Raw genomic sequence first — 6090 nt, forward strand, 5'->3', positions numbered from 1 at the left:
GACGATGTCAGCTTTGTGTATTGGCACTTACAGTGTACTGCCTGGTCAACGAATGAAAATAGCGCTTCCTGTAGCTAAGTTATATACAGATGGAGAGGTTTCTCTGCCTGTTTACATTATGAGAGCGAAGCTAGATGGGCCTACAATATTTATTAGTGCCGCGGTGCATGGCGATGAACTGAATGGTATCGAAATTGTTCACAGAATCATCAACATGAAACGTTTTAAAGTACTTCGCGGGTCAATTATCTTTGCTCCTATGGTAAACGTTCATGGCGTTATACATCAAAGTCGATATTTGCCAGACCGCCGAGACTTAAATCGCAGTTTTCCAGGGTCTCCTAAAGGCTCTCTGGCGGCAAGAGTCGCTAACATTTTTAGAACCGAAATTATCGAAAAGTGCCAGTACGGAATTGATTTGCATACGGGAGCGATTCATCGAACCAACTTGCCTCAAATTCGGGCTAATGTGGAGGATGAGGCAACCGCAGAACTGGCCAAGGCTTTTGGCGCACCTTTGGTACTGCATTCGAAAGAGATTGATGGATCATTGCGTGATTGTGCAGCGAGCTCTAATACGAAAGTACTTGTGTACGAGGGAGGTGAGGCGCTGCGTTTTGATGAGGCATCCATTCGAATGGGCACGAGAGGAGTCATACGTGTCTTGCGTCATCTTAATATGATTAGTAAAGGCCGCCGCCCGAGACGGGACGCGCCTGAACCTGTGATCGCCCGCGGTAGTCAATGGGTGCGAGGAAGCGCCAGCGGTATTGTCAAACATAAGTATCACCTGGGGGATTATGTAAAGAAAGGTGATCAACTGGCCACCATTAGTAGTGCTTATGGAGAAGAGTTAGCTGTGATTATAGCACCTCGTACCGGTGTCATTATCGGGAAGCAAAACATTCCTTTGATTCAGGAGGGCGAAGCTATGTACCACATCGCTTATTTTGATGAAGATGAAGAAATGATAGCCCAGCAGATGGATAAGTTATCTGAGGATGTGGCCTCGAGAGAAATTAAAGATGACTTGTGATGGTGGTGACGACGATAAAAGTTAATGGCAGTTGGGTGTGTTCTGCGGTCCAAGTTTGTAGGGAGTTACTGATATGCACTTTGGCGGAGCCATAAATATAATACGCGAATCAAATAAGCGGGCATTACGAGAGCCAATGATAAATATAAAAATGAGAGTTATTTGGTCGACTTCCTAACTCTGATCAAACCAGAAGTTGTTTGAGGTTTTCATCGCTAGCTTCAATACAATTAACGCCGAGAGGTTAACTGTATTGAAATTTTTGGTGTGTTTACTTACTAACCAGTAGGAGGTCACAAGGTGGGTTTGCTAATAGCACATCTACGGTACTTCCTGACCAGTAACGAGATAGAGCCGTCCGCTTGCAAGCTCCTAGCACTAGAATCGAAGCTCCCATTGATTTAACAATGTCTGGCAGACCTTCTTCTGGGTTCGCTTTTATTAATCGAAGTGGTAGGTGATTAAATTTGTTAGTCTCAAGAAAAACGGTCATCGATTGTTTTTGGTGTTTCAGAATGTCCTTAGAGTATCGATATAAGTATGGGGCAACGTACTGACAGTAAACGAGTGACATATTGGCTTTTAATCGTTTACTTAGCTCTAAGCTTCGAACAATAATTTCCTTATCTATTTCTGCGTTTTTATCGCTACGGTGAAGCGGATCGATGGCGGAAGCCACTTTCAGTGGTTGTGGCCATTTTATATCTGTGAGTAATAATATATCGCGGCCTTGACGAGATAACTCCCTAAGCAGTTGGAGTGCAACAATTCCTTTAGAATAATCAATAAGAAAGAAACCAGTGTTATTCTGATGTTCTTTAGTCAATTCATGTTCCCAACTATTGCCCGCTAGTAGGTTAAAGTTAACTTCTATCATAGGTAGTTCTAGTTCAGAGTGAATCTCTTCTATTGTTTCTAATATTGAACGACACCATTGCATGAAAAAGTCATTGTATCGGGCGCCGCTTTCTTTGGGTGTGATTAGGTATTCTAAGAAAGTGTGCTCTTCACTACGACGATAATCTTCTGCGTATATGTTTAAGGATTGAGTAGAGGCATGTGCAAAATGAATCGCCTTCAGCAAAACTCGTCTAGATGGTTTAGCACAAACTTTAGTTAGTAGATTGGTTGAACCCATTTTCATTTCCATTTGAAATAAGGAGTTCCAATAACTCCATGTATATCATTGATTCAAGCTGTTAAATTGATTTAGTCAAGGTTTGGGTGCTTTCTTTTGGGCATCATAAAATCAAAGCATAACGATATGCGATTTTTTGCTTACTGACACAGATAGGCTGTGCCAAGCATAGTGACGGAAGTACTAAAGTGTTGGGGAAGGGTAAATATGATGGTGTCTGCGCCTAACTCAATAGCATTAGACTTGAGCTCATTCATTGCGCCTTGAATCAGAGTATCATTTTGGAAGAATAGGTAACTATACCAATGCCCTTCGCTGCCTGTGACTTCCCCTTTGTACTCGCATTGCTCGATATTAATCACACCGTGGTAATCCATTTGCACTTTGTCAGCGTCGCTATGAGGTAGTGATGTTGGTGTCGTGCAACCTAGCAATGCACCACTCATAGCTAAAGCGATTAATTCCTTTTTCATACGATTACCTTGTTATTTCATCAAATAAATCGCGAAGCCTATCCAGCTAGCGATCAGTAGTAGCCACGGTAATTTGCTGCCGAGATTTGATGTGGTTTCAACACTCGTGTCGACATTCTGTGCTTGGTCTTGATTCGCCTGTTGAGTTTGCTTCTCTTTCTGGACACGCTTTTTTGCTTTGTCGGCTTGGCGACTGCGCTCTTTCTGCTGTTTCTTGTAAAGTGCGATGCCTTTCTCGATACCTTGAGCAATCAACTTGGTTTGTTCTTTGGTTTGAGCTGGCTTTTGAGTCGCTTTGGCTATCTTCATGGCCTCTTGTTGAGATTCAACAGACGGCGTATTAGTCTTCTTTTTCATACTGAGTTCGATAATTAAACGGATTGGCTACTAAGATAACGCAAAGCTAGTTAAGTATGAATGATTTGCGTTAAAGTGTTGGTTTGAAAATAAGTGAAAGTGAGATTTGTGCGGTACTCCATAGAACAATACGATAAGCACGGCTTTTTAAGAGCCCCAATCCTATTATGGTTAGGTTGGCTGTTTCTGGCGAAAGCTTTGGTCGTTTTCATCGTTGCCGGCGCAAGCCGAGAATCGGGAACCGATATTCTTGAGATAATCTACCCAGACCATCAGATGTTTTATGTCGGGATCGCGTTGAGTGTGCCTAGTTTGCTGCTGATGTGGTTATTTGGGCTAAGATCGCCAGATAGAAAGCGCCTTAACAAAGTCGTGTCATGGGGACGTTGGGTTACCATGATAGCTATCTTGGCACAGGGCTCCCATACGATTTATTTAATCTATTTGGATAACGGATGGTTCCGTTGGTCAAATGGCATCACCCTATTGTTGCTGCTGTGGTTAGCGCTTTATCTAACCAATAGCCATGCTGCAAGGGATTGCTTTAAAGTGGTTGAGCTCGAAGACTGATTCTCATCAAAACATTTGTCCCATTCACAATTATACTTAGAAGCTAAAACTGGAAGGAATAATCTATGCTTAATGTTTCAAATGAGCAGCCTAACGTTCAAAGTGCTATTTTGCCTGAAGCTGGGCCTTTCGCGCTTTACGTTCAACTTAAAGTGAACGCTAATACTGCTAATGTACTAGCAGAAATTCAAAAGCTTCCGACTCTAATCGATGAGCTAAACCAAACTCAACCTGATGCAAACCTAACGGCGTCGGTTGCGTTCTCAAAAGCTTTTTGGGATAAGTTCGAGCAAGCAGCGCCTTCTGACTTAATTGATTTTCCTGCGCTTGGTGAGGGTGATATCACGGCTCCGAGCACATTGTCTGATGTTCTGATTCACTGTCATTCAAACCGACATGATCTGCATTTCTTCATCCTACGTAAATTGTTATCTGAAGTGGCAGCGGACGTGGAAGTTGTGGATGAAACTTACGGTTACCGCTTCCTTGATTCTCGTGACATGACTGATTTCGTGGATGGCACTGAAAACCCGAAAGATGCACAACGAGCTGAAGTCGCGATTGTTCCTGAGGGTGTATTTGCTGGTGGTAGTTATGTGATGGTGCAGCGTTTTGTGCACAACCTGCCAGCTTGGAATCGATTGAATGTATCGGCACAAGAGAAAGTGATTGGTCGTACTAAGCCAGATTCAATAGAGTTAGATGATGTTCCAGCTGCATCTCACGTTGGTCGTGTGGATATCAAAGAAGAAGGCAAAGGCCTTAAAATTGTTCGTCATAGCCTGCCTTACGGCACAGCAACGGGCGACCACGGTTTACTGTTTATTGCTTACTGTAATATCCGTCATAATTTTGATGCGATGCTGGAGAGCATGTACGGCGCGACAGATGGTAAAACAGACCAACTACTTCGCTTTACTAAAGCAGTGACAGGCGCTTACTATTTTGCTCCTTCAGCAGACATGTTGAGTGCATTAACGATTAAGTAAATCGTCTTAAAGATAGTCAGCAAAAGGAGCCTCAGGGCTCCTTTTTTATTAAAGCTTTATATGAACTGGTCGATATAATACCAATCGTTAGTTTTATTCATCTTTTTGTAAGTAAAGGTCTATGGCTATAACTGTTAATACAAATGTCTCAGCGCTGGTGGCCCAGAGAAACCTCTCTAATGCCAACAACATGCTGAACCAATCTTTGGAGCGCTTAGCTTCAGGGAGCCGTATTAATAGCGCAAAAGACGATGCGGCCGGCTTACAAATCTCGAATCGATTGGAAGCGCAGATGAGCGGTATTGATGTCGCGGTTCGAAACGCTAACGACGGAATCTCCATTATGCAGACCGCAGAAGGGGCGATGAATGAAACCACCAATATCATGCAACGCATGCGAGATTTGTCATTACAAGCGAGTAACGGCTCGAATAGCCAATCGGAAAGAACGGCGATTCAAGAAGAAATTACTGCCTTAAACGATGAGCTGAATCGTATCGCAGAGACCACTTCATTTGGTGGTAAAAAACTCCTTAACGGTAGCTTTGGTAGTTCTTCGTTTCAGATTGGTGGCAGTTCTGGTGAAGCAGTGCAAATTGGCCTGAAAAGCATGCGTACGGATGACATCAACATGGGCGGTTTTAGTTATGTCGCCAATGGCATGGCCAATGACTCGTGGGAAGTGAAATCCAATCAGAATGATATGACGATGTCGTTTACCGATCGTTTTGGTCAGCCTCAGGAGATCACCATTAACGCGAAAACGGGCGATGATATCGAAGAGTTGGCTACTTACATCAATGGTCAAACGGATCTCGTATCAGCTTCGGTTAATGATGATGGGCAGCTTCAGATTTATATGTCTGGTGAAGATACCGCAGGCACGATTTCTTTTTCCGGTTCGCTCGCAAGTGAGCTTTCGATGTCGGCGGGTTATTATGAATCAGTCGATGACATCAATGTAACAGATGTGGGTGGTGCTCAACGCGCTGTTTCTATCTTAGATACAGCAATGAAGTATGTCGACAGTCATCGCTCCGAACTCGGCGCAATGCAAAACCGCTTTGATCATGCCATTAATAACCTTGAAAATGTCCATGAGAACTTGGCGACATCAAACAGTCGAATTAAAGATACCGACTACGCTAAAGAAACTACTCAAATGCTTAAGCAGCAAATACTGCAGCAGGTGAGCACCACAATACTGGCTCAAGCAAAGCAGGCGCCGAACCTTGCCTTAACGTTATTAGGTTAATAAATTCGTTCTAATCTTATAAAGAAATTTCGGATGGACACCAGTCATTTTAGCTAGTAGCAGCTCAACTTTTTACTCGTCCAACTTTTCCGTAACTTTAGCGTTTTCCTTCTCTTTTTTTGATAATTTTACTACCAGTCACGCTTTCTTCTCTTTTAATGCTATTTCTTTAATTTTATTGTTTTTTTTCTAAAGGTTTCACCATTCGAGCCGTTACTAAAAGTAACTTTGAGAGAACTACTTGGTTTTCCGAGACGTCGGAAACCGCTATA

Annotated in this window: 7 protein-coding genes; 4 read left to right on the forward strand and 3 right to left on the reverse strand. The window is 42.9% G+C overall.

Annotated elements, in window-relative coordinates; translation table 11 throughout:
• The first annotated feature begins 52 nt into the window (after window positions 1–52).
• Window positions 53–1036, forward strand: a complete 984-nt coding sequence (locus ACED48_RS06545) for a succinylglutamate desuccinylase/aspartoacylase family protein (RefSeq protein ID WP_235588151.1) — start codon at window positions 53–55, stop codon at window positions 1034–1036.
• Between the two features lie 271 nt (window positions 1037–1307).
• Here the strand turns inward: ACED48_RS06545 and ACED48_RS06550 are convergent, their stop codons facing one another.
• The 3 genes from ACED48_RS06550 to ACED48_RS06560 form a co-directional block, all read right to left on the reverse strand.
• Window positions 1308–2174, reverse strand: a complete 867-nt coding sequence (locus ACED48_RS06550; RefSeq protein ID WP_017056355.1) for a universal stress protein — start codon at window positions 2172–2174, stop codon at window positions 1308–1310.
• A gap of 140 nt (window positions 2175–2314) precedes the next feature.
• Window positions 2315–2647, reverse strand: coding sequence for a DUF4156 domain-containing protein (locus ACED48_RS06555; RefSeq protein ID WP_017056356.1), 333 nt, complete (start codon window positions 2645–2647; stop codon window positions 2315–2317).
• Between the two features lie 12 nt (window positions 2648–2659).
• Window positions 2660–3004, reverse strand: coding sequence for a DUF2956 domain-containing protein (locus ACED48_RS06560; RefSeq protein ID WP_017056357.1), 345 nt, complete (start codon window positions 3002–3004; stop codon window positions 2660–2662).
• A 108-nt stretch (window positions 3005–3112) separates the two neighbouring features.
• On the opposite strand from ACED48_RS06560, the gene ACED48_RS06565 reads away from it, so the two are divergent.
• The 3 genes from ACED48_RS06565 to ACED48_RS06575 all read left to right on the forward strand — a co-directional run bounded on the left by ACED48_RS06565 (window position 3113) and on the right by ACED48_RS06575 (window position 5818).
• On the forward strand, window positions 3113–3574 hold the full coding sequence (locus ACED48_RS06565; RefSeq protein WP_017056358.1) for a DUF2919 domain-containing protein: 462 nt from the start codon (window positions 3113–3115) through the stop codon (window positions 3572–3574).
• A gap of 65 nt (window positions 3575–3639) precedes the next feature.
• Window positions 3640–4563 carry a Dyp-type peroxidase gene (locus tag ACED48_RS06570; protein ID WP_017056359.1) on the forward strand — a complete coding sequence of 308 codons (924 nt, stop codon included), beginning with the start codon at window positions 3640–3642 and terminating at the stop codon, window positions 4561–4563.
• 121 nt (window positions 4564–4684) lie between these two features.
• Entirely contained in the window at window positions 4685–5818 is a 1134-nt protein-coding gene (locus ACED48_RS06575; RefSeq protein WP_017056360.1) for a flagellin, read from the forward strand.
• The last annotated feature ends 272 nt before the right edge of the window (window positions 5819–6090 follow it).

The sequence above is a fragment of the Vibrio sp. 5S239 genome (genome assembly GCF_041439575.1).
Taxonomy (GTDB): domain Bacteria; phylum Pseudomonadota; class Gammaproteobacteria; order Enterobacterales; family Vibrionaceae; genus Vibrio; species Vibrio kanaloae.

Excerpts from the sequence above, each read along its gene's own strand:
- ACED48_RS06560 (WP_017056357.1), bottom strand. The coding sequence starts at position 3,004 with ATGAAAAAGAAGACTAATACGCCGTCTGTTGAATCTCAACAAGAGGCC.
- ACED48_RS06570 (WP_017056359.1), top strand. The coding sequence starts at position 3,640 with ATGCTTAATGTTTCAAATGAGCAGCCTAACGTTCAAAGTGCTATTTTG.
- ACED48_RS06555 (WP_017056356.1), bottom strand. The coding sequence starts at position 2,647 with ATGAAAAAGGAATTAATCGCTTTAGCTATGAGTGGTGCATTGCTAGGT.
- ACED48_RS06550 (WP_017056355.1), bottom strand. The coding sequence starts at position 2,174 with ATGGGTTCAACCAATCTACTAACTAAAGTTTGTGCTAAACCATCTAGA.
- ACED48_RS06575 (WP_017056360.1), top strand. The coding sequence starts at position 4,685 with ATGGCTATAACTGTTAATACAAATGTCTCAGCGCTGGTGGCCCAGAGA.
- ACED48_RS06545 (WP_235588151.1), top strand. The coding sequence starts at position 53 with ATGAAAATAGCGCTTCCTGTAGCTAAGTTATATACAGATGGAGAGGTT.